The organism is Methylobacterium sp. TK31, assembly GCF_055361545.1.
In genome coordinates this window covers 2,639,035-2,662,942 of the sequence record NZ_CM143964.1, presented here as the reverse complement: position 1 = coordinate 2,662,942, position 23,908 = coordinate 2,639,035, and the positions used below count along the sequence as shown (strand labels likewise).

The window sequence follows — 23,908 nt, the reverse complement described above, 5'->3', positions numbered from 1 at the left end:
CTCAGGCGCCGGTCTGCGCGGTGAGCCCCGCCGCCTCGATGCCGGCGACGGCGCAGAGCTCGTCGTTGTCCGAGGTGTCGCCCGAGATGCCGACCGCGCCGATCACGGCCTCGCCCCGGCGGATGAGCACCCCGCCCGGCACCGGCACGAGGGCGGCCGGGCCGACGAGGTGGCTGACAGCGGCGACGAAATAGGCCTGCTCCTCGGCCCGCTTGTGGATCGCCCGGCCGCCGAGGCCGAGGGCGAGGCAGCCATTGGCCTTGCCCATGGCCACCTCGGCCCGGCGGAGCGACGTCCCGTCCTCGGCGCCCATGGCCTTGAGGGCGCCGCGCGCGTCATAGACCACCACCGCCAGCGGCTTCAGCTTGTGGGCGCGGGCGGTCTCCAGGGCGGTGGCGACGATGGTCTGCGCAGCGGCGAGGGTGAGGTCGGACATCGGGGCTCCGGGTTTTTTCGAGCGGGCGTGCCCCTCGACTAACCCGGCGCGGCGCGAGCGGCCAGGGGCTCAGCGCCCCAGCCGGGCGAGGAACGCGTCGTAGCGGGCGGTGACGGCACCCAGGCGCTCGAAATGCGGGAAGGCGCCCGTCTCCAGCACGTCGACGGTCCAGTTCGGGTCGCCGCGAAAGCGGTCGGCGTGGCGGTAATTGACGAAGTCGCCCCGGGTGCCGTGGACCATCCAGACCGGACAGTCGAGGCGCGGATAGACCCGACCGGTCTCGGTGGCGAAGAGATGCCCGGCCAGGAACGAGAACGGCGCGAATTCCGCTCCGGGCTGGTGGGCCGAGATCTGGTCGTATTCCAGCAGGCCTTCGTCGATGTCGCGCGAGCCCCAGGTCTTTTCGAGGAAGAACCGCATGCTCGGGCGGCTGACGAGGAGGTCGAACAGCGCCCGGCCCCAGAGGGGATAGGCGGCGACCGTGCGGGCCCTGTCGCTGCCGGATGGGTTGCGGCGCTCGTAGCGCCTGTCGAACCCGGTCGGGCTGATCAGCCCGAGGCTGCGATAATCGCCCGGCCGGTCCAGGGCGGCCCGGGCCAGGAATTCGGCCGAGAGGGAGAGCGCCACCGCGTCGATGGCGGCGCCCCTGTGCCGGTGCCGGATCTCGGCCGTCATGACGCGGATCGCGGCCGTCATCAGTTCCGGCGTGTAGATCCGGTCGCTGCGCTCGGAGAAGCCGAAGCCCGGCAGGTCGAGGGCATAGACCGGGCGCGATCCCGCGTAGTGCCGGTAGAGCGGTCGGACCTCGTAGGCATTGGCGGCCGCGTTGACGGAATGGATCAGCAGCAGCGGCACGCCCTCGGCCGGCCCGTCGGCATAGAACGACAGCCCACCCGCCTCACCGCCGAGGCATTCCTGCCGCCCGGGGAGGGCGGGCGGCATCCGGCGATGATGGTCGATGCCGAGGCGGCTATAGGCGATCCAGGCCCCGGCGGCGCCGAGCGGCAGCAGCGCCAGCAGGGACCCGAGCCGGCGGCGGTGGGCATCGGGCATCGTCGTGGTCCCCTCGGATTGCGCGGTCGGAAACGCCCCGGGGCGGGGGATGTTTCCGGGTCGGGGATCGCGGGTTCGTCGACTCGTGACGCCGTCCGATAAGCGCTCCGGCTTTATCGAGACCACAACGCGTCCCTCTCCCCCTTACGGGGAGAGGTGAGGAGTGGGGGTGGTTCCGCCTGCCTCCGCCAGCCTCCGCCGGTCGTGGGGGGATGCGTGCGTAGCGCCCATCACCGGAAAGGCAGCCGACACCGCACCGTCATTCCGGGGCGCCGAAGGCGAGCCCGGAATCCAGAACCGCCGACAGCGTAAAGTCTTGCGCAACCTGCGTTTCTGGATCCCGGGTTCCGCTGCGCGGCCCCGGGATGACGCAGTGCTGGGCGCGGATTTTCCAACATGGGGCATTCGCGTGGACCATCGCTGGACCACGGGAAGCGGCTCGACCCCGCTCAGGCCGTCGCGCCCTCGATCTCGCCGCTGAGCTCCAGCCACTCCTCCTCGGCCGCTTCCAGGGCGGTGGCGGCGTCGGAGCGCATCTTCATCAGTTCGCCGGCCTTGGCCGGGTTGGCCTGGAAGGCGGTGCCGTCGGCGAGCGCGGCGTCGATCTTGGCCATGGCGTCGGTGAGCTTCTTCATGCGCGCCTCGACGGCCTCGAGCTTCTTGCGCAGCGGGGCGAGGGCGACGCGGCGGTCGGCGTTGGAGCGGCGCTCCACCGCCTTGGCCCCGCCGGTGGAATCGGCCGCACCCTTCTCGGCCTCGCGCTCCGGCCCGGCCAGGACGAAGCGGCGGTAATCGTCCATGTCGCCGTCGAAGGCCTTCACGCTGCCGTTCGAGACGAGCCAGAGCCGGTCGGCGCAGGCCTCCACCAGGAAGCGGTCGTGGCTCACCAGGATGACGGCGCCCTCGTAGTCGTTGATCGCCTCCACCAGGGCCTGCCGGCTCTCGATGTCGAGGTGGTTGGTCGGCTCGTCGAGGATCAGGAGGTGCGGGCCGCGGAAGGCCGCGAGCCCCATGAGCAGGCGCGCCTTCTCGCCGCCGGAGAGCTGCGAGACCGGCGTCTCCGACTTGGTGCCCGAGAAGCCGAGGCGCGCGGCCGCCGCGCGGGCCTTCGATTCCGGCACGTCCGGCATCAGGTCGCGGACATGGGCGTAGGCGCTCTCGGCCGGGCGCAGCTCGTCGAGCTGGTGCTGGGCGAAGTACGCGACCTCCATCTTCGAGGAGCGGCGCAAGTCCCCGCTCAAGGGCGGCAGCCGCCCGCCGATCAGCTTGCAGAAGGTCGACTTGCCGTTGCCGTTGGCGCCGAGGAGCGCCACCCGGTCGTCCGGGGCGAGGCTGAGGTTGAGGCCCGAGAGGACGATCCGGTCCGGGTAGCCGGCCTGCACCCGCTCCATGGCGACGATGGGGGGCGAGAGCGGCCGCTCCGGGCTCGGCAGGCGGAAGGCCGGCACGTCGTCCTCGATCACCGAGGCGATGATCTCCATCTTGGCGAGGCGCTTGACCCGGGACTGGGCCTGGCGCGCCTTCGTGGCCTTGGCCTTGAAGCGGTCGACGAAGCTCTGGAGATGCGCCCGCTCGGCGTCCTGCTTCTGCTTCGCCTTGGCCTGGAGCACGCGCTTCTCGGCCACCTGCCGGGCGAAGCTGGTGTAGCCGCCCCGGTAGATGCTGAGCTTGCCCCGGTCGAGGTGCAGGATGTGGTCGACGCACTCGTCGAGGAGGTCGCGGTCGTGGCTGATGATGACGGCCGTGCGGGGATAGCGCTCGAGATAGTCGTAGAGCCAGATGGTGCCCTCGATGTCGAGGTAGTTGGTCGGCTCGTCGAGGAGCAGCAGGTCGGGCTCGGAGAACAGCACCGCGGCGAGCGCCACGCGCATGCGCCAGCCGCCGGAGAAGTCGGAGCAGGGGCGGCCCTGCGCCTCGGCGTCGAAGCCGAGACCGTGCAGGATGGCCGCCGCGCGGGCCGGCGCCGAATGCGCCTCGATGTCCACGAGCCGGGTCTCGATCTCGGCCCGCCGGATGCCGTCCGCGTGCTCGGCCTCGGCCATCAGCCGGGCGCGCTCGGTGTCGGCGGCCAGCACCACCGCGTGCAGGGTCTCGGGGCCGGCCGGCGCCTCCTGGGCGACCGCGCCGATGCGCATGCCCTTGGGCATCGATACCGTGCCGCCCTCGGTGGGCAGTTCGCCGAGAATCGCCTTGAACAGGGTGGTCTTGCCGGCGCCGTTGCGCCCGACGAGGCCGACGCGGGCGCGGTCCGGGATGACGAAGGTGGCGCCGTCGAGGATCAGGCGCTCGCCGATGCGGTAGGTGAGGTCGTTGACGCGGAGCATGGCGCGCTTTTGCGGGGTCGGCGCCTCACTGGCAAGCGGCCGGTGCGGCCCGCGCCGCGCCAGGCACACCGGTTGGCGCGGACCTCGCATCCACGCCTATCGCAAGGCGGGACGGGCGGGACAGCTTGACCCAGGAATTGCACGGCGTATCGATCAGTTGCGAACGACGAGGGGGCAGGACGCGTGACCACAGGACGGCTGACGACCATCCCGTTCTTCAAGGAGCCGGGAATCGAGCTGTCCGTCTACGAGACGCGCTGCCACTGGCGCCGCTTCGACGAGAACGAGGTACTGGTCGATTACGACGACGTCTCCACCGACGTCTATTTCCTGGCCTCCGGCGAGGTGCGAATCCTCAACCGTTCGCAATCGGGCAAGGAAGTGATTCTGGGCGAGATGCGCGGCGGCGCCTTCTTCGGCGAGCTCGCGGCGCTGGACGGCATCGGCCGGTCGGCCAACGTCACCGCGCTGACCCGCGGCGAGGTCTGCGTCGTGCCCGCGCCCGTGTTCCGGCAGATCATCTTCGCCTCGGAGGCCATCGCCGACCGGCTGTTCCGGCTGTTGGCCAAGCGCGTGCGCGAGCTGAACACCCGCCTGATGGAGCACGCGCTCCTCGACCTGCGCCACCGGCTCTATGCCGAGCTGCTGCGCCTGTCCGTGCCCCGTGCCGGCGGCGACGGCGAGCGGGTGGTGACGCCGCCGCCCTATCACCACGTGCTGGCCGCCCGCATCGGCTGCCGCCGCGAGCAGGTGACGCGGGAATTCACCGTGATGGCCGCCGACGGGCTGATCGACCGCACCCGCGGCGCCCTGGTGATCCGCCGGCCCGACCTCCTCGAGGCCCGCGTGGCGGAAGCCCTGCGCGAGGACAGCTGAGGGCCCGGCATCCGCCATGGCGTCGACGCCCGTCCCAGACCCGGCCGGCCTGCTCACCTGCGCCGGCCTCGGCAAGCGCTTCGGCGCGCATGCGGCGGTGGCCGACCTCGACCTGACCCTGCAGCCCGGCGAGTTCGTCTGCCTGCTCGGCCCCTCGGGCTGCGGCAAGAGCACGCTGCTGCGCCTGATCGCCGGGTTCGAGACCCCGAGCGCGGGCACGATCCGCCTCGGCGGCGCCGACATCACCGCCGATCCGCCGCATCGCCGGCCGGTCAACATGATGTTCCAGTCCTACGCCCTGTTCCCGCACATGAGCGTGGCCGCCAACATCGCCTACGGCCTCGCCGGGCTCGGGCGCGCTGCCCGGACCGCGCGGGTGGAGGAACTCCTGCGCCTGGTGCGGCTCGACGGGTTCGGTCCGCGCCGGCCCGATACCCTGTCGGGCGGGCAGCGGCAGCGGGTGGCCCTGGCCCGGGCGCTGGCGCGGTCCCCGCAGGTACTCCTCCTCGACGAGCCGCTCGGCGCCCTCGACCGGGCCCTGCGCGAGGAGACGCAGGGCGAGCTGCGCGCCCTGCAGCGGCGCCTCGGCACGGGCTTCGTCGTGGTCACGCACGACCCGGCCGAGGCCCTGGCGCTGGCCGACCGCATCGGCGTGATGCAGGCCGGCCGCCTCGTGCAGATCGGCGACGGAGCGAGCCTCTACGAGCGCCCGGCCAACCGCTTCGTCGCCGGGCTCCTCGGCGACGTGAACCTGATCCCGGGCCGGGTCCTGGGGCGGAAGGCGGGCGGCCTCGCCGGCCTCGACACCGCCCTCGGGCCCCTGCGCGCCCTCGGCGCCGCGGACGGGGAAGGCGTCATCGCCCTGCGGCCCGAGCGGATCGCGCTGGCCCGCGCCCCGTCCGGGGACGGACCGGCCCTGCCCGGGCAGGTGGTCGAGACGACCTATCTGGGCGACCGCATACGGCTCCAGGTCCGCCTCGCCGACGGATCGGTCTGGCGGGTGAGCGCGCCCGCGGATGCGGGGAGCCCCGGCGCCGGGGAGACCGTCCACCTGTCCTATCCGCCGGAGCGGGCCTGGCTGATGCCGGCGGCGGCATGAGGCGGCTGCTCCCGGTCCTGCCGGCCCTCTGGCTCACGGCCTTCGTGCTGCTGCCGGTGATCCTGACCCTGAAGATCAGCCTGTCGACGCCGGCCACCGCCCAGCCGCCCTACCTGCCGGTGCTCGACTGGAGCGCGGGCATCGAGGGCTGGGGCAGCTTCCTCGAAGCCCTCGACTTCACCAATTTCGAGACGCTAGCGAACGACGCCCTCTACCGCGACGCCGCCCTGTCCTCCCTGACCCTGGCGGCCGTCGCCACCGCGATCCTGGCGCTGATCGGCACGCCGGTCGCGCTCGCCATGGCGCGCGCGCCGGAGCGCTGGCAGCCGTTGCTGGTGGCGCTCCTCATCGTGCCGTTCTGGACGAGCTTCCTCATTCGGATCTACGCCTGGATCGCGATCCTGAAGCCCGAGGGCCTGCTCAGCGCCGGGCTGATGAAGCTCGGGCTGATCGCGCAGCCCCTGGAGATCCTGAACACCCAAGGGGCGGTGCTGATCGGGCTGACCTACGCCTACCTGCCCTTCATGGTGCTGCCGCTCTACGCGGTGCTGGCCAAGGCGGATCCGCGCCTGCCCGAGGCCGCGGCCGATCTCGGCGCCGGACCCGCCCGGGTGTTCTGGACCGTGACGCTGCCGCTCGCCCGGCCGGGCCTCACCGCCGGAGCGCTGCTCTGCTTCGTGCCGATGGTCGGCGAATTCATCATCCCGGACCTGCTTGGCGGCTCGGACACGCTGATGCTCGGACGCGTGCTGTGGAGCGAGTTCTTCTCCAATCGCGACTGGCCGCTCGCCTCCGCGGTGGCGATCCTCGTCCTCGTGCTGGTGGTCGGCCCGCTGATCCTGTTCCGCGAGGACGGGGAGGCCGGCCGGTGAGGGCGCTCGACCGCGTCGCCCTGAGCCTCGGGCTCGGCTTCCTCTATGCGCCGATCCTGATCCTGGTGGTCTACTCCTTCAACGCCTCCGCCCTGGTCACGGTCTGGGGCGGGTTCTCGACCCGCTGGTACGGGGTGCTCCTGGCCGACGTGCCCCTGCGGGAGGCGGCCGGGGTTTCGCTCGTGGTGGCGCTGGCCTCGGCCGCGCTCGCCACATTGTTCGGGACCCTGGCGGCCCTCGCCCTCGACCGGGGCGGGCGCTTCGCCGGCCGCCGGGTCTTCACCGGGCTGATCTATGCGCCCCTGGTGATGCCGGAGGTGATCTCCGGCCTGTCGCTGCTGCTGCTCTTCGTGGGCTTCGGGCTCGATCGCGGCCTCCTCACCCTGATCGTCGCGCACGCCACCCTCGGGCTCGGCTTCGTGGCGGTGATCGTCGGGGCGCGCCTGCGCGGGCTCGACCGCTCGCTGGAGGAGGCGGCGGCCGATCTCGGCGCGCATCCGGGCCGGGTCTTCACCAGCATCACCCTGCCGCTGATCGCCCCCTCCCTGGCGGCGGCCTTCCTCCTCGCCTTCACCCTGTCGCTCGACGACCTCGTCATCGCGAGCTTCGTCTCGGGCCCGGGGGCGACGACCCTGCCGATGCGGCTCTACAGCCAGGTCCGGCTCGGGGTGAATCCGGAGATCAACGCCGCCTCGACGCTGCTGGTCGGCACCGTCACCGCCATCGTGCTCACGGCCTCGTGGCTGACCGGGCGGAAGGGCGTGGCGTGAGCCCCCGGCCTCACGGGGCGTAGGCGCGGACCCCAGCCGGAAGCGCCAGCCCGGCGGCGGGCCGGCGCAGGGGATTGGCCGGCGCCATCGCCCCGCCCCGCAGGTCCGGCGCCGCGTCCGGGGCGAGACCGGTCACGTCGAGGCTGCCGAACGGCCCCGCGATCAGGATGCGCATCGGCGGCCGCCGGTCCGGGGCGGCACCGCGGGCGGAGACCTCGGCGAGCGCGTCGCAGTGGCGGTCCGGCAGCGACACGGTCCCGCGCAGGGAGGCGGCGAGGAGGTTGCCCTCCATCGCGCCCTCGGTGATCTCGCCGACGCCGTCGCGGAAGCGCAGGCTCAGGGTCGCGCGCTCGAAGGCGGTGCGGCCGACGCGCCCGGCCGGCACGCGGCTGCGCAGGGCCGCCTCGGCGAGGTCGATGCCGACGAGGGTGCCGCCGTCCACCGACAGGGCCGCATGCCCGTCGAGGTGCTGCAGGAACCCCTGCAGGTCGGCCCCCGACCCCTCGGCCTGGAACTGGCCCTGGGCGCCGCCGAGGATCCAGTTCTCCGGCCGCAGCTCCACCGGGAGGGCGGCGAGGTCGAGCCGGTCGAAGGCACCCTGGACCTTGGCCTCGGTCACGGCCGCGTCCCCGGCCGCGGAGGCGAGGGCGAGCCGGCCCTTCAGGGTTCCGCCGCCGAGAGTGGCGCGGCCCAGGGACGCCTCGATGGCCCCGTCGCGCACCAGGACGCTGGCGGCGAGGTCCTCGGCCAGGATCGGGCCGAACCGGGCCGCGCCCGCCGAGATCCGCAGGTCAAGGTCGCCGCCCGTATAGGGCGCGAGGGCGAGGGCGCGGCGGCGCCAGTCCGGGGCGCCGGCCGGGGCGGCGGTGACGCCGAAGGTCCGCAGCAGGTCCGCCAGCAGGGGGGCGAGATTCAGCGACTCGGCGGCCAGGGTCGCCTGCACGGCGGGGCGGTCCGGCCCGAACGCGACCGCGCCGGCGCCCTCGAGCCGGTTGCCGCCGAAGGCGACGCGGACGTTGGGCAGCAGGAGTTGGCGCCCCCGGATCTCGAAATTGCCGGTCATCCCGAAGGCGCCGACGAAGGGCGACAGGGCGACGCTGCCGCCCGCCCAGGCCAGGGTCTCGGGCAGGGAGCGGGTGTCGAACTGGCCGAGGCCCGTGAGAATCAGGCCTTCGGCCCCGACGAGGCCGCTGCCCTCCGCCGTCAGGGTCCCGCCGGACCAGCTCGCGCTGAGCGAGAACGGCGTCGTGCCGCCGTCGAGGAGATCGACCACGCGCAGGCCGGACACCGCGAAGCGCGTCGGCATCGCGCTCCACTGGAAGCTGCCGAAGAGCTCGGCCTGGGCGCTCCAGAGCGGCCAGGACATGGTGAGGTCGAGGTCGCGCGCGGTCTGGGGCGAGCCGTCGCGGGGATCGAGCCCGATGGCGGTGGCCCGCGACAGGCTGATCCGGCGCGGATGCGCGGTGCCGTCGGCGCCGAGCCGCAGGTTGAGGAGGCGGACCGGCTCGGCCCAACGGGTGTCGTCCTCCCCGGACGGCAGGTGCAGGGTCGCGCCGTCGAGGCCGAGCGTGCTCACCTCGAAGCGCCCGGTGAGCAGGCCGAGGAGGTTGAGCTGCAGCGAGAGCGCGCCACCCTCGGCCAGCACCGGACCGTCGATGCGGCCGGCGGCGAGCCGGACGTCGCGGAAGCCGAGGCGGGGCAGGGGCAGCAGGGTGACCTCGGTCCGGCCGGCCGCGCTCATGGCGAGCCCGTAGGAGCGGACGAATTCCCGCGCCACGTAGGCCCGCAGGCGCGGCGTCGCCACCGACCAGGGCAGGCAGGCGGCCCAGACGACGGCGACGAAGGTCCCGAGGCTCAGGAGCGAGAGGAGGCGGCGCAGCGGCATTCCACTCCATCCGGTGGGTGGGACGCGCGGCGAAGCACGCGATCGACGATGGGATGGGCGCGTGCGGCCCCGGCAGCCGCGACGCGCGGGGGAACCGGCGACCTGTCCCTGATAGTCCTCGGCGCGGCGCTTGTCTCCCCGGGCCGGCCCGGGCGGCCCGCGCCATCCACGGTCGAGAAGAGCGCCGCGATCCGGGCGGCCGGGACGCGGCCGGCCCGAGGGCGGGGCGCAGGCCTCTCAGACCATGGGCCGGCCGTACCGTGCCATGCAAAATGTAACCACCGCATCGCCGCAAGGGCTTGGCAGGACGCCGCTTTCGCGTGACGGTCGCGCTGACCAAGAACAGAACCACACTGGAGGGCATCCATGAAGAAGGTTTATCCCGACGCCACGGCGGCGCTGGCCGGCGTGCTGAAGGACGACATGATGATCATGTGCGGCGGCTTCGGCCTCTGCGGCATTCCCGACGCCCTGATCGACGCGATCCGCGAGTCGGGCGTGAAGGGCCTCACCGTGGTGTCGAACAATGCCGGCATCGACGGCGTCGGCCTCGGCAAGCTCCTCGAGACCCGCCAGGTCGCCAAGATGATCTCGTCCTATGTGGGCGAGAACAAGGAATTCGCCCGGCAGTATCTCGGCGGCGAGCTCGCCATCGAGTTCAACCCCCAGGGCACCCTGGCCGAGCGCATCCGCGCCGGCGGCGCCGGCATCCCGGCCTTCTACACCAAGACCGGCGTCGGTACCCTGATCGCCGAGGGCAAGGACGTGCGCGAATTCGACGGCGAGGACTACGTGATGGAGCGCGGGCTGTTCGCGGACCTCGCCATCGTGCATGCCTGGAAGGGCGACACCGAGGGCAACCTGATCTACCGGAAGACCGCGCGGAACTTTAATCCGATGATGGCCACCGCCGCCAAGATCACCGTCGCACAGGTCGAGCACCTGGTGCAGCCCGGCGAGATCGATCCCGACACCATCGTCACCCCCGGCATCTTCGTGAAGCGCATCGTCCACGTGCCGGTGCGCGAGAAGCGCATCGAGCAGCGCACCACCCGCAAGCGCGGCGAGCCCGCCGTGCCCGCCGCCGCCGTCTGAGAGCCGAGCTAAGGAGAACCATCATGGCCTGGACCCGCGAACAGATGGCCGAGCGCGCGGCGCGAGAGCTGCAGGACGGCTTCTACGTGAACCTCGGCATCGGCATCCCGACCCTTGTGTCGAACTACATCCCGGACGGGATGTCGGTGCAGCTGCAATCCGAGAACGGCATGCTCGGCATGGGCCCCTTTCCCTACGAGGGCGAGGAGGATGCCGACCTGATCAATGCCGGCAAGCAGACGATCACCGCGCTGCCGACCACCAGCTACTTCTCGTCCTCAGATTCCTTCGGGATGATCCGCGGCGGGCACATCAACCTGTCGATCCTCGGCGCCATGCAGGTGGCCGAGAACGGCGACCTCGCCAATTGGATGATCCCCGGCAAGATGGTGAAGGGCATGGGCGGCGCCATGGACCTCGTGGCCGGCGTCAAGAAGGTGGTGGTGGTGATGGAGCACACCGCCAAGGGCAAGGACGGCTCGGAGAGCCCCAAGCTGCTGGCGGAGTGCGACCTGCCGCTCACCGGCACCCACGTGGTCGACATGGTCATCACCGATCTCGGCGTCTTCACCATCGACAAGAAGGGCGAGGGCGGCATGACCCTGGTCGAGCTCGCCGAGGGCGTCACCGAGGACGAGGTCCGCGCCAAGACCACCGCCCGCTTCACCACGAAGCTCGCCTGAGCGGCGGCGTCGGGCGGAGCCGATCCGCCCGGCCCCCGCGCGCGCCGAAAGCCCGTCCGGCCCCCGCCGCGGCGGGCTTTTTTGCGATTCCGGGAGTCCCCGCCGCCCCGCGGCGCCCTACGGTAAGGCTCAGGGTCCATACGGGAGCGAACGACATGGCAGTGGTTTCAAAGACGGTGATGGAGGAGGGCAAGGCGGCCAAGCAGGCCGGCCAGCCGGATTCCGCCAATCCCTATCCGGCCGGTTCGCAGAACAGCGCCGACTGGCTCGAGGGCTACACCTACGACGAGGCCGAGCAGAACACCGACCGGGCCGAGAGCGACACCTGAGCGCGCGACGGGGGCCGGCGGCGCCGGCTCCCGGGAGCGGCGCGGCTGACCGGAAGCGTCTGTCGACCGCGTCCTCGCACCCGGCGCGCAAGGACATCGGCGCCAGCGCGGGTCGCGAGCGAAGACATGGAAGATGAATCTCGATACCGATACGGTTTCGAGAAAGAAATTGAACAATGGATCATCGATCCGCGTTGGTCGACCAGAAAACGAAATCTGGGAGACACACCATCATGTCGATCAAGACCCTCGCCTTCGCCGGTTCCATCGCCCTGGCCCTCACCGGCACCGCCTTCGCGCAGACCGCGACCGGGTCCGAGCAGAACATGAACAACCCGGGCAGCGTGAAGAGCAACAGCGAGAAGTCGATGGAGCGGATGGGCGCGCCGGCCACGACCGGTTCAACCATGGCTCCGGCCGGCACCTCCGGCGGCCCGAGCACCGCCACGGTCGGCGCCCCCGGCGGCAGTACCGGCGGCAACGGCGAGACCGGCAGCGGCGCGGCCCCCAGCGGCAAGTGATCCTTGGCTGAGATGTGATCGTCGGCTGAGATGGTCGTCGGCACATAGGTCGACCGGGCGGGCGTCGATCCGGCGCCCGCTTCCCAGCCCCGCAGCCGCGCTGCGGGGCTTCGTCATGTCCGTCGCTAACCACCGGTATAGCCGAGGGCGGCGGCGGCCGCCTTCAGGCGTTCGAAGGCCTCGGCGTAGCGCGTGCGCCGGGCCTCGCCGTCGGCCAGGGTCCGGTCGGGACTGAGATTGTCCTCGGTGTCGGACATCTTGATCAGCAGTGCCCCGAGATGGTTTTTGGCGATGAGGGCCGAGATCCGGTCCGCGTAGGGCAGGGGCTCGGCCGGCTTCGTCAGCATCACCACCATGGCGATCACGGCGTCGGAGAAGCCCTCGGCCCGCAGGGCGACCGGCGTGGTCGGGGTATCCTCGAGGACGTCGTGCAGGATGGCGGCCTGCATCACCTCCATCGGCTCGATGGCGAGGCGGTCCACCGACTTGGCGTGGCCGGTCCGGCCGACCGCCGCGTTGGCGACCCGCTCCAGGTGGCGGATGTAGGGTTGCCCGCCCTTATCGATCTGGCCCGCATGCGCGATCATCGCGAAGCTGTGGGCCTCGAAGATGGATGCCATGCCGCGCGCTCCTCTCCGGGCTCTGCCAACCCCGTAGACCATCCTCCCGGGCGATCGACAAGCGCGGGGCGGGCGGTGCGCCGCGGCCCGGAAACGGGACGGGCCCGGCCGGTAACGTTAGCTGCCCGTTAAGCGGAACCGTCGAAATCAAGGGGATGTGCCGGGCTGTTCGCCCGGCCCTTCGAGTGCAGCGTGAGGACAGTGGCGTATGGGCAGCGTTCCGGCGACGATGGACAATGTGGTCCCCTTCCGACGCGCCCTCCGCCCGCAGCCGTCGGCCTCCGCCCCGTCGGCGCCGCGCGGCGGCCTCGCGGCCCGGCGCAGCGAGCAGCGCGCCCTGATGGATTCGGTCTATGCCACGGGCAGCCTCTCGGTGGCCGCGGGCGACCGCGAGACCAAGCTGATCGCGGCCCGGCTCCAGGTCTACGGCTTCGTGCTGATCGAGGAGATCGGGGCCGACGGCACGCCCCGGCGCCTGCGCCCCTCGGAGGCCATCCGCGCCCGGACCGAGGCGCCCTGGCGCCTGTCGAAGGCGAGCTACGGCGCGGGCGCGGGCCTCGCCGTCACCATCCCGGCCATCGACGACTTCCTGTTCGACCAGCCCGCCGACCGCCCTGCCTGACCCGGCCTACCCCGGCCCATGGGGCCCTCTGTGGCCGCCGGGAGACATCGGCAATTTCCTCGTCGAAGCCGTCGTTCCGATCATCGAATTCTTAGGCCGGGCGTGAGAAGAAGGATCTCGTTTCACTCCCGGCCAAACCGCCATGCTGTCCGCCTCAGAAAACATCGTCATCCAGCACCGTGAGATCGTCGCCGTCCTGGTGACGTACGGGATATTCCTGGCCGGCGTGATGGGCGTGGCCTGGCTCATCGCCTGAGGAGACGCGCCGTCGCGGGGTCGGAACCCCGCGGCCGGCGCCCCGGTTTTCCGCCCGAGATTTCGAGGGAGAACCGCATGGCAGCGAAGGCCGACGACCACGCCGAGACCTACAAGGCGTTCCACGACGCGGTGAACATGACGCCGGCCAAGCTGGAGGCGTTCCTGGAGAGCGACGAGAGCCAGTCGGTCGGCCAGAAGAAGGCGGGCGGCGAGGCGACGGGCCACCGCGAGGGGCGGCGCATCGTCGAACTCCTGCGCACCAAGAAGGCCGATCTCAGCGACGACGACTACGCGCACATGGCCAAGGTCGTCGGCTACGTCCACCGCCACCTGAAGCAGGGCGGACCGGACGACAAGGCCAAGGTGAAGGATTCGCCCTGGCGCCTGTCGCTGATGAACTGGGGCCACGACCCGCTCAAGGACTAGCGACGGCGGCCCGCGCAGGCACCGCATCCTCTCGGTCGTCTGGACGAAACCACCGGCGACCCCGCATGCTGGGGAAACCTGGTGGAGCTGAGCGGGATCGAACCGCTGACCTCCGCAGTGCGATTGCGGCGCTCTCCCATCTGAGCTACAGCCCCGTTCCGGGGTGGCGGCCTTTTAGGCTCGCGCACGCCGACCTGTCAATTCCAGAAATCCTGCTGCTTTGCGTGCGCGTGATGCGCCCCGCGGGCGCGGGTCACGAGGACATCGTTTCCGCGCATGAACGCCTTCATCTGGCTCTTCGACACCGTCGTGCAGCTCTACATCTACGTCCTCATCGCCAGCGCCGTCCTGAGCTGGCTCGTGGCGTTCAACGTCGTGAATGTCCGCAACCCGATCGTCTCGCAGATCGGCGAGGTGCTCTATCGCCTGACCGAGCCGGTGCTGCGCCCGATCCGCAACATCCTACCCAATCTCGGCGGCGTCGACCTGTCGCCGATCGTGCTGGTGCTGCTGCTGCTGTTCGCCAGCCGCCTACTGCACGAATTCGTGCCGACCCAGGCCACCATCTACACGCGCTGAGCCGGCACGCGCCCGAGGGGCGGGCCGCAACGACGGCCCGCCCGACATAAAAACCGACGCGCAACCGCGCCGCCCTGGGGACGAGACCGTCATGAAGACCAATCCCGGCCGCTTCTTCGAGGATTATCGCCTCGGGGAGACCATCCGCCACGCCACGCCCCGCACGGTCACCCTCGGCGACGTCGCGCTCTACACCGCGCTCTACGGCCCGCGCTTCGCCGTGCAGTCCTCGGACGCCTTCGCGCGCGCCATCGGCTATCCGCAGAGCCCGCTCGACGACCTGCTGACCTTCCACGTGGTCTTCGGCAAGACCGTGCCGGACATCTCGCTCAACGCCCTCGCCAATCTGGGCTATGCCGAGGGCGGGTTCCGCCGGCCGGTCTATCCGGGCGAGACGCTCTCGACCGTCTCCGAGGTGATCGGCCTGAAGGAAAGCTCGAACCGCCAGACCGGCGTGGTCTACGTGCGCTCCACGGGCTCGGACGCCAACGGCGAGACCGTGCTGAGCTATTGCCGCTGGGTGCTGGTGAAGAAGCGCGATCCGGAAGCGGTCATCGCCCAGGAGCACGTACCGACCTTCGCCAAGGTGGTGGACCCGGCCGACCTCGCCGGCGCCCTGCCGCCCCTGGATTCGGGCGCCTACGATTGCGAGCTCGCCGGCTCGCCCCACCGCTTCGGCGACTACGTCGTCGGCGAGCGCATCGACCATGTCGACGGCATGACCGTCGAGGAGGCCGAGCACCAGATCGCCACGCGCCTCTACCAGAACACCGCCAAGGTGCATTTCGACGGCTACGCCGCCAAGGACACCCGCTTCGGCCGCCGGCTGATCTATGGCGGCGTCGTCATCTCGCTGGCGCGGGCCCTGAGCTTCAACGGGCTCGGCAACGCCTTCGCGCTGGCGGGCATCAATGCCGGCCGCCACGTCGCGCCGCTGTTCGCCGGCGACACGGTCTATGCCTGGAGCGAGGTGCTGGAGACCGCAGAGCTCCCCGGCCGCAGCGACATCGGGGCGCTGCGCCTGCGCACGGTGGCCACCAAGAACCAGCCCTGCGGCGGCTATCCCGACAAGGTCGGCGACGCCTACGACCCGTCGGTGATCCTCGATCTCGACTACTGGGCCTTCATGCCGCGTTGATGCGACTGACCTAGAGCCCGGCGGCCGCGATCGGCCGTCGGCGCGGGGCGCGCGAATTCCGTGTCAGCGCCGGACGATTTCGCGCAGACCATCGGTCGGGATGCGGCCGCCGATCGCGCCGAAGCCGAGCCCGAACGGCCCCTCGGCAGCCCGCGCCAAGCGCACCGGGATTCGCCGCACCAGCCCGGTTGCGAACAGGAGCGCCCAGACACCGTCGACTCGACGATGTTCGGATCTTCGGCCTCGTCCGAGGCCTCGCGTCGCGGCTCCGAATGGTGATCCCGGGAAACCGGGAGCCCGATGGCGGGTCGTCACAGGCGGGCTCGGAGGGCGATCAGCCGCCGAACAGCCCCATCACCGCCCGGCGCAGCGGATTGGCCGGATCGGAGAGGAGGCGCAGGGCCATCAGGCAGGCGATGGTGACGAGAAGCGGGCGAATCAGCCGGGCGCCCATGCGGATCGCGAGGCGCGAGCCGATCTGGGCGCCGAGGAAGGCACCCACCGCCATCATCAGGCCGATCGCCCAGACCACATGCCCGCCCAGCGCGAACAGGGCGAGGCTGCCGAGGTTGCTGGCGGCGTTGGCGAGCTTGGTGTGGGCGGTGCCCTTCACCACGCCGAGGCCGAGCAGGGTGACGAAGCCGATCATGTAGAAGGCGCCGGCGCCGGGCCCGAAGACGCCGTCGTAGAAGCCCACCGCCGGGGCCCAGGTCAGGGCGAACCAGTTCGGGGTGATCCGCGCGGTGGCGTCCTCGTTGCTCATCCGCTTGGCGGTGGCGAAGTAGATCGCGATGGCCACCAGCAGGATCGGCACCGCGGCGTCGAGGACTGCGCGCGGCAGCAGGCTCACGCAGAGCGCGCCGGCGACCGAGGCGCAGCCGGCGCTGACCGCGATCTTCCAGGCGTCCGGCCAGTGGATCAGGCGGCGGCGGGCGAAGGCGAGGGTGGAGGAGACGGCGCCGGCGCTGCCCTGGAGCTTGTTCGTGGCGATCGCCGAGACGGGATCGAGGCCGGAGAGCAGCAGGGCCGGCAGGGTCAGGAGGCCGCCGCCGCCCGCGATCGCGTCGACGCAGCCGGCCGCGACCGCGACCGCGAACAGACCCGCGATCAGGCCGATATCCACCCCGAAGATCATCCCGTCCTCACGTCATGGTCCAGTGAGGACCGACTGGAGGCGGGATGGAGATCGGGAAGAGGCGCCGGAGCGGCGCCTCAGTTGCGGACGACGACCTTGGTGCCGACCTTGGCGCGGTCGTAGAGGTCGACCACGTCCTTGTTGGTCATGCGGATGCAGCCCGAGGAGACGGCGGCGCCCATGGTCTCCGGCTCATTCGAACCGTGGATCCGATAGAGCGAGGAGCCAAGATAGAGGGCGCGCGCGCCCAGCGGGTTGTCCTGGCCGCCGGCCATGAAGCGCGGCAGGTCGGGCCGGCGCGCCAGCATCTGCGACGGCGGACGCCAATCCGGCCATTCCTTCTTCATGGTCACGCGCTTCTCGCCGGACCAGGAGAAGCCCTGGCGGCCGACGCCGACGCCGTAGCGCACGGCCTGGCCGCCACCGAGCACGTAGTAGAGCCGGCGCTGGCTCGTGGAGACCACGATGGTGCCGGGCTTCTCCGCGCCCTTCCAGGCGACGGTCTCCCGCGGAATCGCCTGCTCCTTGAAGATGTTCATGAAGTCGGCGATCGGGCCGCTGTCGAACGGATTTCCGGCGAAGGCCGGTCCGGTCGATACGGTCAGGGCCGCCGCCAGGGCGGATGCGACGAGAACGCGGCGCGTCTGCATGGTCTATCCTCCAGCCGAGATCCGGCAAGGACGGGCACGGGGCCCGCCCTTCCCGCAGGCACATGGTCGGGGCGAGAGCCTTGGCGGGATGGGGGAGGGCGGTCAACCGAGCCGGGACCGAACGCGCCGGCCTGTGTGATCCCGGCAACGCCCGTCGGACCCTGCCCGCCGACAGCTTTCGCGAAGGCGCCGGAGGGGCTGTTGGACCCTGACACGATGCCGCAGGAACTTGCGGCCAAGCCCGCTCGCCCCCAGACTCGGAGCGGTGAAACTCGCAGATGGTCATATCGCAAGCGCCGCCGACAGGGCCCCACGCCTGCACGACACGGCCCCGCCCCACGCGGCGCGTCCGGTCCTGCATGCCGTCGGGGTCGTCGCGTCCGGCCTCCTGGCGCTGCTGCTCCTCGTCTGCGCCGTCCTGCCCCTGCTGCGAATGGCGGGCGACGTGCCGCACGGCTTCGAGCGCCAGCCCGTCCTGTCCCAGGCTGCGCTTCCCGAGAACCGGGACCCGAACCTGCGCGTCTCCACCGCGATGGTCGATCTCGACGACAGCTACGGCAGCGTCGCGGCCCTGCGCATCCCGCTGGTGACGAAGCTCCGGGCGGATCGCCTGGCGATGCCGCGCATCCTGACCGGGCTCGCCACACGCGCGCTCGCGCCCCTGGAACGTCCACCCAGGCTCAGCCGCCCGGCTTGAGGCCTCTGCCGCTGTCCGGCGGGCACGGGATTCGACGTCGCTTTCTCGCGTCGAATACAACCTGTGTCGTCGGAACGCCCAGATTTTCGGCCACCCAGGCGACTCGTCGGACGATTCGGGTCCGGACCTCCCACGCCGTCGCGGCGTGGGCCGAGCCGCCGCACCCGCCACCCTCACCCCCCGCGACCGGCCATCCGACATGGCCCGACGCTTGCCAAAGCCCCAACCGCGCGCGGTGACGAAGGGGCCGGGACCTTGAACGCGGCGATGCCGGCCCGTGACACGCGGGCCATCCGCCGGACATTCGCAGGAGCGACGCGATCGTGACGTCTTTCAACCACCGCCTGTTCGGGGCCCGGCCGACCGCGCTCGCCGCGGGCGTCGTCCTGGTCGCCCTCTCGGCCTGCAATCAGAAGCAGCAGGCCGCGGCGCCGGTCCCGGGACCGGTGCCCGAGGTCAACATCGTGACCGTGCGCGAACAGCCGATCCCCTACGTGCGGGACCTGCCCGGACGCGTCGCCCCGCTGCGGATCGCCGAGGTACGCTCGCGCGTGGCCGGGCTCGTGGTGAAGCGGACCTTCGAGCAAGGCAGCTTGGTCAAGGAGGGCGACCTTCTCTACAAGATCGACCCGGCCCCCTTCGAGGTCGAGCTGCAGAGCGCCGAGGCGGCGCTGGCCCGGACGGAAGCCGCGCAGGTCCTCGCGAACCAGCAAGCCGACCGCCTGGAGCAGCTGCTCTCGCGGCAGACCGCGAGCCAGGCCCAGTACGACAGCGCCTATGCGGGCCTGAAGCAGGCCGAGGCCGAGGTCGCCGGCGCCAAGGCCGCGCGGGACCGGGCCAAGCTCAACCTGAGCTGGACCGACGTCCGCGCTCCGATCTCGGGCCGCATCGGCCGGGCGCTCCTCACCGAGGGCACCCTGGTGGAGCAGGGGGGCACCGCCAACCTCGCCACCATCCAGCAGTTGGACCCGATCTACGTCGACATCACCCAGTCGGTGGGCGAGCTGACCAAGCTGCGCCGGGATCTGGCCAGCGGCGAGCTCTCGCGCCTCTCGGCCGACACCGCCAACGTGCACCTCATCATGGATGACGGCTCGCTCTACGGCTCGGCCGGCAAGCTGCTGTTCTCCGACGTCACCGCCGACCCCAGCACCGGTCAGGTGACCCTGCGCGTGCTGTTCCCGAATCCCCACGACGAGCTCTTCCCCGGCATGTATGTCCGCGCCCGCATCAAGCAGGGCATCGACACCGACGCCCTCGCGGTGCCGCAGCAGGCGATCCAGCGCACCAGCGACGGCAAGGCCGAGGTCTGGGTGGTGCGCGAGGACAGCAAGGTCATGCTTCAGCCCGTGGAGGTCGGCTCCGTGGTCGGCAACCAGTGGATCATCCGCTCCGGCCTGAAGGCTGGCGACCGCGTGGTGGTGGAGGGCGTGCAGAAGATCGTCGCCGGCCAGGAGGTGAAGACCGTCGAGATCAGGACGGCCGCCGACGACAGCGAGCCGAAGCCGCGCGACACCGACACCGCTGATGCCGATGCCGACCCCAAGGCCGGGCGGCCCAAAGCCGATCCCACCAAGGGCGATCCGACCAAGGCGGAGGCCGCCAAGTCCGACCCTGCCAAGTCCGCCCCTGCCAAGTCCGATCCCACTAAGGGCGACGGGGTCAAGCCCGTGTCGCAGGTGCGCTGACCCATGGCTCGCTTCTTCATCGACCGGCCGGTCTTCGCCTGGGTCGTCGCCCTCTTCATCATCCTGGGCGGCGTGCTCTCCCTGCCCCTGCTGCCGGTGGCGCAGTATCCCGTGATCGCGCCCCCCTCGATCGCCCTCTCCACCGCCTTCCCGGGCGCCTCGGTGGAGAGCCTCTACACCGGCACGACCCGGCTCATCGAGGATGAGCTGAACGGGGCGGCCAACATCATGAGCTTCGAGTCGACCACCGATTCCTTCGGCTCGATCAACATCACCGCGACCTTCCTGCCCGGTACCGATCCGGCGCTGGCCTCCGTCGAGGTGCAGAACCGCCTGAAGCGCGTCGAAGCCCGCCTGCCGGCGGAGGTGCGCCAGCAGGGCATCCTGGTCGAGGAGGCCTCGGCGGCGACGCTCAACATCATCACGCTGGTCTCCACCGACGGGAAGATGGACGAGATCGGGCTGGGCGACTTCCTGATCCGCAACGTCATCAACGAGATCCGCCGCGTGCCCGGCGTCGGCCGCGCGACCCTCTACTCGACCGAGCGCTCGCTGCGCGTCTGGGTCGATCCCGACAAGCTGCGCGGCCTGTCGCTGACCCCCGAGGACGTCACCGACGCGATCCGCAACCAGAACATCCAGATCGCGTCCGGCGCGGTCGGCGCCCAGCCGAGCCCGAGCAAGCATCCGGTCTTCGCGCCGATCATCGTCAAGGGCCAGCTCAACACCGTCGAGGATTTCGGTGCGATCGTGCTGCGGGCGAATTCCGACGGCTCGAACGTGCGCCTGCGCGACGTCTCCCGGATCGAGCTCGGCGGCGATGCCTACCAGTTCTCCACCCGCCTCAACGGCGGCGAGGCGGCGGGCATCTCCGTGACCCTGGCCCCCGACGGCAACGCCCTCGAGACCGCCCAGGCCATCCGCGCCAAGATGGAGGAGCTGTCGCAGTTCTTCCCGCCGGGCCTGAAGTGGGACATCCCCTACGACATCACCCCGGCGGTGCAGGCCTCGATCAAGAAGGTCCTGATGACCCTGGTCGAGGCGGTGGTGCTGGTCTTCGTCGTGATGTTCCTGTTCCTGCAGAACATCCGCTACACCCTGATCCCGACCATCGTCGTCCCGATCGCGCTCCTCGGCACCGTCACGGTGATGCTGCTGTCGGGGTTCTCGATCAACGTGCTCACCATGTTCGGCATGGTGCTGGCCATCGGCATCCTCGTCGACGACGCCATCGTGGTGGTGGAGAACGTCGAGCGCATCATGAACGAGGAAGGGCTCCCGCCGAAGGAGGCCACCCGCAAGGCAATGAGCCAGATCACCGGCGCCATCATCGGCATCACCCTGGTGCTCGTCGCGGTGTTCATCCCGATGGCGTTCTTCCCCGGCTCGGTGGGTATCATCTACCGGCAGTTCTCGATCGCGATGGTGACCTCGATCGGCTTCTCGGCCCTGCTCGCCCTGTCGCTGACCCCGGCGCTCTGCGCGACCTTGCTGAAGCCGATCGAGAAGGGCCACGGCCACTCGAAAGGCGGCTTCTTCGGCTGGTTCAACCGGATCGTCGACCGCGAGACGGCGCGCTACGGCCGCGGCGTCGCCGGGCTGATCAAGCGCTCCGGCAAGGTGATGATGGTCTACCTCGCCCTGCTGGTCGGGGTCGGCTTCGCCTTCCTGCGCCTACCCGAGGGCTTCCTGCCCGTGGAGGACCAGGGCTTCTTCACGGTCGACATCCAGACGCCGCCCGGCGCCTCGTTCAACCGCACCCAGGCAGCGGTGCGCGAGGTGGAGCAGTATCTCCTCGCCCGGCCCGGCGTCGCCACCGTGACGATGCTCAACGGCTTCTCGTTCTCGGGCCAAGGCCCGAACCTGAGCCAGGCCTTCGTCACCCTGAAGCCCTGGAGCGAGCGCGACGCGGCCAATTCCGCCAGCGCCCTGGTGGCCGACACCAACGCGGCCCTCGCCGGCTACCGCGACGCCATCATCGACGCGCAGGAGCCGCCGCCGGTGGACAACCTCGGCAACGCCGCCGGCTTCTCGTTCCGGCTCCAGGACCGCGCCCAGCGCGGCTACTCGGCCCTCACGGCGGCCGAGTCGCAGTTGCTGACCCTCGCGAAGAAGAGCCCCATCCTGCAGAAGATGAAGATCGAGGGCCTGTCCCCGACGCCGCAGGCGGAGCTGATCATCGACCGCGAGAAGGCCGCCGCCCTCGGGGTGAAGTTCGAGGACATCAACAGTACCATCCAGGTCAACCTCGGCTCGGTCTACACCAACGACTTCCCGAACCAGGGCAAGATGCAGCGCGTCTACGTCCAGGCCGAGCAGCTGCAGCGCATGCAGGCGCCCGACCTGCTGAACTACGGGGTGAAGAACGCCATGGGCACGATGGTGCCGATGTCGTCCTTCGCCGACCTGAAATGGGGCGTCGGCCCCTCGCAGATCGTCGGCTTCAACGGCTACCAGTCGGTCCGCTTCACCGGCGAGCCGGCCGCGGGCTACACTTCGGGCGACGCTATCGCGGAGATGGAGCGCCTGATGCAGCAGCTGCCGAAGGGCTTCGGCTATGCCTGGACCGGTCAGTCGCTGCAGGAGAAGCAGGCGGGCTCCCAGGCCTCGCTGCTCCTCGGCCTCTCGATCCTGATCGTGTTCCTGTGCCTCGCCGCCCTCTACGAGAGCTGGTCGATCCCGTTCTCGGTGCTGCTCGTCATTCCGCTCGGCATCATCGGCTCGGTGGCGGCGGTGTATCTCCGGGGGCTGCCCAACGACGTCTACTTCAAGATCGGCATCATCACGATCATCGGTCTCTCGGCCAAGAACGCGATCCTGATCGTGGAATTCGCCAAGGACCTGTGGAAGCCGGGCAAGTCCCTGGTCGACGCCACCATCGAGGCATCGGCCCTGCGCTTCCGCCCCATCGTGATGACCTCGCTCGCCTTCATCTTCGGCGTGGTGCCGCTGGCCATCGCCACCGGCGCCGCTTCGAAAAGCCAGCAGGCGATCGGCACCGGCGTGCTCGGCGGCATGATCTCGGCCACCATCCTGGCGGTGCTGTTCGTGCCGGTGTTCTTCGTGGTGGTGATGCGGATCTTCCGCCGCAAGGAGGCCAACGAAGGCATCCAGCCCGAGGCGGAGCCCGGCGCGGTGCACGTGCCCCACCACGCGCCGGCCGAGTAGGCCAGGGCACCGGGGCTCTCCCGCGGGGAGCCCCGACGCAGAGTGGCGCGGGGCATAAAGAAGGGGCGCGCGGTCCGATCGACCGCGCGCCCCTTCTTTCGTCCGGACCCGGCCGCGGAGGCCGAGGTCCGGTTCACCGAACCGAAGTCCGGCTCAGACCTCGCGGGCGATCATCATCTTCTTGATCTCGGCGATGGCCTTGGCCGGGTTCAGGCTCTTCGGGCAGGTGTTGGCGCAGTTCATGATCGTGTGGCAGCGATAGAGCCGGAAGGGATCGTGCAGGGCGTCGAGGCGCTCGCCGGTGTTCTCGTCGCGGCTGTCGATCAGCCAGCGATAGGCCTGGAGCAGGGCCGCCGGGCCGAGGAAGCGGTCGCCGTTCCACCAGTAGCTCGGGCAGGAGGTGGTGCAGCAGGCGCAGAGGATGCACTCGTAGAGGCCGTCGAGCTGAGCCCGGTCCTCCGGCGTCTGCTTCCACTCGCCCTCGGGGGCCGGCGTCTCGGTCTGGAGCCAGGGCTCGATCGAGGCGTGCTGGGCGAAGAAGTTCGTCAGGTCGGGGACGAGATCCTTCAGCACCGGCATGTGCGGCAGCGGGTAGATCCGCACCGCGCCGGTCTTCTTGCCCTTGGCGTGCTCCTGGCACTCGTCGATGCCCATGGTGCAGGCCAGCGCGTTCTGGCCCTCGATGTTCATGGCGCAGGAGCCGCAGATGCCCTCGCGGCAGGAGCGGCGGAACACCAGGGTCGAGTCGACCTTGCTCTTGATCCACAGCAGGGCGTCGAGGACCATCGGGCCGCAATCGTCGCGGTCGACCTGGTAGACGTCGACGCGCGGGTTCTTCCCGTCATCCGGATTCCAGCGATAGATCCGGAATTCCTGCAGGTTGTTGGCCCCCTGCGGCCGAGGCCAGGTCTTGCCCTCGGTGATCTGGGAGTTCTTGGGGAGATTGAACTGAGCCATGGTTTGGCGTGCCTAAATTCGTCTCGT

Annotated in this window: 23 protein-coding genes and 1 tRNA gene; 15 read left to right on the top strand and 9 right to left on the bottom strand. The window is 70.7% G+C overall.

Annotation, left to right across the window (positions count from 1 at the left end; all coding sequences use genetic code 11):
- Position 1: 1 nt before the first annotated feature.
- From ACXJY8_RS12310 to ACXJY8_RS12300, 3 genes are all read right to left on the bottom strand, one after another.
- Positions 2-436 (bottom strand): GlcG/HbpS family heme-binding protein, encoded by a 435-nt coding sequence (locus tag ACXJY8_RS12310; protein ID WP_463769251.1) that lies wholly within the window; start codon positions 434-436, stop codon positions 2-4.
- Between the two features lie 69 nt (positions 437-505).
- Positions 506-1,489 carry an alpha/beta fold hydrolase gene (locus tag ACXJY8_RS12305; protein WP_463769249.1) on the bottom strand — a complete coding sequence of 328 codons (984 nt, stop codon included), beginning with the start codon at positions 1,487-1,489 and terminating at the stop codon, positions 506-508.
- 449 nt (positions 1,490-1,938) lie between these two features.
- Positions 1,939-3,813: an ABC-F family ATP-binding cassette domain-containing protein gene (locus ACXJY8_RS12300; RefSeq protein WP_463769247.1), complete on the bottom strand. Its 1,875-nt coding sequence runs from the start codon at positions 3,811-3,813 to the stop codon at positions 1,939-1,941.
- A 183-nt stretch (positions 3,814-3,996) separates the two neighbouring features.
- Here ACXJY8_RS12300 and ACXJY8_RS12295 point away from each other — a divergent pair, with 183 nt between their 5' ends.
- From ACXJY8_RS12295 to ACXJY8_RS12280, 4 genes are read left to right on the top strand one after another with little or no spacing between them, the layout of a single operon-like run.
- The gene (locus tag ACXJY8_RS12295; protein WP_055952878.1) at positions 3,997-4,689 is read left to right on the top strand and encodes a Crp/Fnr family transcriptional regulator; all 693 of its coding nucleotides are present in this window, start codon (positions 3,997-3,999) and stop codon (positions 4,687-4,689) included.
- A gap of 16 nt (positions 4,690-4,705) precedes the next feature.
- Positions 4,706-5,788: an ABC transporter ATP-binding protein gene (locus ACXJY8_RS12290; protein WP_463769244.1), complete on the top strand. Its 1,083-nt coding sequence runs from the start codon at positions 4,706-4,708 to the stop codon at positions 5,786-5,788.
- Positions 5,785-6,660 (top strand): ABC transporter permease, encoded by an 876-nt coding sequence (locus tag ACXJY8_RS12285; protein ID WP_463769242.1) that lies wholly within the window; start codon positions 5,785-5,787, stop codon positions 6,658-6,660. Before ACXJY8_RS12290 ends, ACXJY8_RS12285 begins: the two co-directional genes overlap by 4 nt.
- Positions 6,657-7,430 carry an ABC transporter permease subunit gene (locus ACXJY8_RS12280; RefSeq protein WP_463769240.1) on the top strand — a complete coding sequence of 258 codons (774 nt, stop codon included), beginning with the start codon at positions 6,657-6,659 and terminating at the stop codon, positions 7,428-7,430. Before ACXJY8_RS12285 ends, ACXJY8_RS12280 begins: the two co-directional genes overlap by 4 nt.
- A 10-nt stretch (positions 7,431-7,440) precedes the next feature.
- Here the strand turns inward: ACXJY8_RS12280 and ACXJY8_RS12275 are convergent, their stop codons facing one another.
- Entirely contained in the window at positions 7,441-9,315 is a 1,875-nt protein-coding gene (locus ACXJY8_RS12275; protein ID WP_463769238.1) for an AsmA family protein, read from the bottom strand.
- 366 nt (positions 9,316-9,681) lie between these two features.
- Between ACXJY8_RS12275 and ACXJY8_RS12270 the strand changes: the two genes are divergently transcribed.
- From ACXJY8_RS12270 to ACXJY8_RS12255, 4 genes are all read left to right on the top strand, one after another.
- Positions 9,682-10,410: a CoA transferase subunit A gene (locus ACXJY8_RS12270; protein WP_463769236.1), complete on the top strand. Its 729-nt coding sequence runs from the start codon at positions 9,682-9,684 to the stop codon at positions 10,408-10,410.
- Positions 10,411-10,433: 23 nt separating this feature from the next.
- On the top strand, positions 10,434-11,093 hold the full coding sequence (locus ACXJY8_RS12265; RefSeq protein WP_463769234.1) for a 3-oxoacid CoA-transferase subunit B: 660 nt from the start codon (positions 10,434-10,436) through the stop codon (positions 11,091-11,093).
- Between the two features lie 155 nt (positions 11,094-11,248).
- Positions 11,249-11,422, top strand: a complete 174-nt coding sequence (locus ACXJY8_RS12260; RefSeq protein ID WP_181259557.1) for a hypothetical protein — start codon at positions 11,249-11,251, stop codon at positions 11,420-11,422.
- Between the two features lie 233 nt (positions 11,423-11,655).
- Positions 11,656-11,943, top strand: coding sequence for a hypothetical protein (locus ACXJY8_RS12255; protein WP_463769232.1), 288 nt, complete (start codon positions 11,656-11,658; stop codon positions 11,941-11,943).
- A gap of 125 nt (positions 11,944-12,068) precedes the next feature.
- Here the strand turns inward: ACXJY8_RS12255 and ACXJY8_RS12250 are convergent, their stop codons facing one another.
- A complete protein-coding gene (locus ACXJY8_RS12250) occupies positions 12,069-12,563 on the bottom strand; it encodes an HD domain-containing protein (RefSeq protein WP_463769230.1) in 495 nt (164 codons plus the stop codon).
- 208 nt (positions 12,564-12,771) lie between these two features.
- Between ACXJY8_RS12250 and ACXJY8_RS12245 the strand changes: the two genes are divergently transcribed.
- Positions 12,772-13,185, top strand: a complete 414-nt coding sequence (locus ACXJY8_RS12245; RefSeq protein WP_463769228.1) for a hypothetical protein — start codon at positions 12,772-12,774, stop codon at positions 13,183-13,185.
- A 333-nt stretch (positions 13,186-13,518) separates the two neighbouring features.
- A complete protein-coding gene (locus ACXJY8_RS12240) occupies positions 13,519-13,869 on the top strand; it encodes a DUF3140 domain-containing protein (RefSeq protein ID WP_463769226.1) in 351 nt (116 codons plus the stop codon).
- A gap of 79 nt (positions 13,870-13,948) precedes the next feature.
- Here ACXJY8_RS12240 and ACXJY8_RS12235 read toward each other — a convergent pair.
- Positions 13,949-14,024: transfer RNA gene (locus tag ACXJY8_RS12235), tRNA-Ala, on the bottom strand.
- A gap of 121 nt (positions 14,025-14,145) precedes the next feature.
- On the opposite strand from ACXJY8_RS12235, the gene ACXJY8_RS12230 reads away from it, so the two are divergent.
- Both ACXJY8_RS12230 and ACXJY8_RS12225 read left to right on the top strand, forming a co-directional pair.
- A complete protein-coding gene (locus ACXJY8_RS12230; protein WP_463769224.1) occupies positions 14,146-14,448 on the top strand; it encodes a YggT family protein in 303 nt (100 codons plus the stop codon).
- Between the two features lie 91 nt (positions 14,449-14,539).
- On the top strand, positions 14,540-15,586 hold the full coding sequence (locus ACXJY8_RS12225; protein WP_463769222.1) for a MaoC family dehydratase: 1,047 nt from the start codon (positions 14,540-14,542) through the stop codon (positions 15,584-15,586).
- A gap of 334 nt (positions 15,587-15,920) precedes the next feature.
- Here the strand turns inward: ACXJY8_RS12225 and ACXJY8_RS12220 are convergent, their stop codons facing one another.
- Positions 15,921-16,721, bottom strand: a complete 801-nt coding sequence (locus ACXJY8_RS12220; RefSeq protein ID WP_463769220.1) for a TSUP family transporter — start codon at positions 16,719-16,721, stop codon at positions 15,921-15,923.
- 77 nt (positions 16,722-16,798) lie between these two features.
- Positions 16,799-17,371, bottom strand: coding sequence for a L,D-transpeptidase (locus tag ACXJY8_RS12215; protein WP_463769218.1), 573 nt, complete (start codon positions 17,369-17,371; stop codon positions 16,799-16,801).
- A gap of 265 nt (positions 17,372-17,636) precedes the next feature.
- On the opposite strand from ACXJY8_RS12215, the gene ACXJY8_RS12210 reads away from it, so the two are divergent.
- From ACXJY8_RS12210 to ACXJY8_RS12200, 3 genes are all read left to right on the top strand, one after another.
- On the top strand, positions 17,637-18,068 hold the full coding sequence (locus tag ACXJY8_RS12210) for a hypothetical protein (RefSeq protein ID WP_463769216.1): 432 nt from the start codon (positions 17,637-17,639) through the stop codon (positions 18,066-18,068).
- 344 nt (positions 18,069-18,412) lie between these two features.
- On the top strand, positions 18,413-19,756 hold the full coding sequence (locus tag ACXJY8_RS12205) for an efflux RND transporter periplasmic adaptor subunit (RefSeq protein ID WP_463780571.1): 1,344 nt from the start codon (positions 18,413-18,415) through the stop codon (positions 19,754-19,756).
- Positions 19,757-19,759: 3 nt separating this feature from the next.
- Positions 19,760-22,924: a multidrug efflux RND transporter permease subunit gene (locus tag ACXJY8_RS12200; RefSeq protein WP_463769214.1), complete on the top strand. Its 3,165-nt coding sequence runs from the start codon at positions 19,760-19,762 to the stop codon at positions 22,922-22,924.
- A 153-nt stretch (positions 22,925-23,077) separates the two neighbouring features.
- Here the strand turns inward: ACXJY8_RS12200 and ACXJY8_RS12195 are convergent, their stop codons facing one another.
- Positions 23,078-23,881, bottom strand: coding sequence for a succinate dehydrogenase iron-sulfur subunit (locus ACXJY8_RS12195; RefSeq protein ID WP_055952937.1), 804 nt, complete (start codon positions 23,879-23,881; stop codon positions 23,078-23,080).
- Positions 23,882-23,908 lie beyond the last annotated feature (27 nt).

Bases quoted from the DNA above. Each gene is read 5' to 3' on its own strand.
- ACXJY8_RS12275 (WP_463769238.1), bottom strand. From the start codon at position 9,315: ATGCCGCTGCGCCGCCTCCTCTCGCTCCTGAGCCTCGGGACCTTCGTC.
- ACXJY8_RS12265 (WP_463769234.1), top strand. From the start codon at position 10,434: ATGGCCTGGACCCGCGAACAGATGGCCGAGCGCGCGGCGCGAGAGCTG.
- ACXJY8_RS12195 (WP_055952937.1), bottom strand. From the start codon at position 23,881: ATGGCTCAGTTCAATCTCCCCAAGAACTCCCAGATCACCGAGGGCAAG.
- ACXJY8_RS12215 (WP_463769218.1), bottom strand. From the start codon at position 17,371: ATGCAGACGCGCCGCGTTCTCGTCGCATCCGCCCTGGCGGCGGCCCTG.
- ACXJY8_RS12250 (WP_463769230.1), bottom strand. From the start codon at position 12,563: ATGGCATCCATCTTCGAGGCCCACAGCTTCGCGATGATCGCGCATGCG.
- ACXJY8_RS12270 (WP_463769236.1), top strand. From the start codon at position 9,682: ATGAAGAAGGTTTATCCCGACGCCACGGCGGCGCTGGCCGGCGTGCTG.
- ACXJY8_RS12225 (WP_463769222.1), top strand. From the start codon at position 14,540: ATGAAGACCAATCCCGGCCGCTTCTTCGAGGATTATCGCCTCGGGGAG.
- ACXJY8_RS12300 (WP_463769247.1), bottom strand. From the start codon at position 3,813: ATGCTCCGCGTCAACGACCTCACCTACCGCATCGGCGAGCGCCTGATC.
- ACXJY8_RS12260 (WP_181259557.1), top strand. From the start codon at position 11,249: ATGGCAGTGGTTTCAAAGACGGTGATGGAGGAGGGCAAGGCGGCCAAG.
- ACXJY8_RS12220 (WP_463769220.1), bottom strand. From the start codon at position 16,721: ATGATCTTCGGGGTGGATATCGGCCTGATCGCGGGTCTGTTCGCGGTC.
- ACXJY8_RS12245 (WP_463769228.1), top strand. From the start codon at position 12,772: ATGGGCAGCGTTCCGGCGACGATGGACAATGTGGTCCCCTTCCGACGC.
- ACXJY8_RS12240 (WP_463769226.1), top strand. From the start codon at position 13,519: ATGGCAGCGAAGGCCGACGACCACGCCGAGACCTACAAGGCGTTCCAC.
- ACXJY8_RS12285 (WP_463769242.1), top strand. From the start codon at position 5,785: ATGAGGCGGCTGCTCCCGGTCCTGCCGGCCCTCTGGCTCACGGCCTTC.
- ACXJY8_RS12305 (WP_463769249.1), bottom strand. From the start codon at position 1,489: ATGCCCGATGCCCACCGCCGCCGGCTCGGGTCCCTGCTGGCGCTGCTG.
- ACXJY8_RS12310 (WP_463769251.1), bottom strand. From the start codon at position 436: ATGTCCGACCTCACCCTCGCCGCTGCGCAGACCATCGTCGCCACCGCC.
- ACXJY8_RS12255 (WP_463769232.1), top strand. From the start codon at position 11,656: ATGTCGATCAAGACCCTCGCCTTCGCCGGTTCCATCGCCCTGGCCCTC.
- ACXJY8_RS12290 (WP_463769244.1), top strand. From the start codon at position 4,706: ATGGCGTCGACGCCCGTCCCAGACCCGGCCGGCCTGCTCACCTGCGCC.
- ACXJY8_RS12200 (WP_463769214.1), top strand. From the start codon at position 19,760: ATGGCTCGCTTCTTCATCGACCGGCCGGTCTTCGCCTGGGTCGTCGCC.
- ACXJY8_RS12230 (WP_463769224.1), top strand. From the start codon at position 14,146: ATGAACGCCTTCATCTGGCTCTTCGACACCGTCGTGCAGCTCTACATC.